General features: G+C 72.9%; 1 pseudogene. It reads left to right on the forward strand.

Annotated features, from left to right (window positions below):
- Positions 1-351, forward strand: a pseudogene (locus tag LPA54_RS39990) (aldose 1-epimerase); the annotation flags it as partial.
- Positions 352-421: the final 70 nt, after the last annotated feature.

The raw sequence follows: 421 nt of genomic DNA on the forward strand, positions 1-421 counted from the left end.
CTGCGCAACCTCGGCGGTGAGGACGTGACCCTCGGCTTCGAGCCCGCCTGGCAGGAGGAGCGCGGGGAGGACCACCTGCCCACCGGGCGGCGCGTCGACCCCCGGCCGGGCCCGTGGGACGACTGCTTCGGGATGCCCGGCGGCGTGGACGTCACCCTCACCTGGCCGGGGCAGCTCCGGCTGAAGGTGACCAGCCGCGAGGAGTGGGTCGTGGTCTACGACGAGCAGGCCGAGGCCGTCTGCGTGGAACCGCAGACCGGGCCGCCGGACGGGCTGAACACCCACCCGCGCCTGGTCACGCCGCTGGAGCCGCTGGAGGCCTCCACGACCTGGACCTGGACCCGGCTTTAAGCTGACAGGCATGACGGACACGCGCGGCGCGCTGCTGCAGCAGATCAAGGACAAGGCCGTGGTACACGGC

The organism is Streptomyces sp. DH12 (genome assembly GCF_020873895.1).
In the GTDB taxonomy this organism is placed as follows: Bacteria; Actinomycetota; Actinomycetes; order Streptomycetales; family Streptomycetaceae; genus Streptomyces.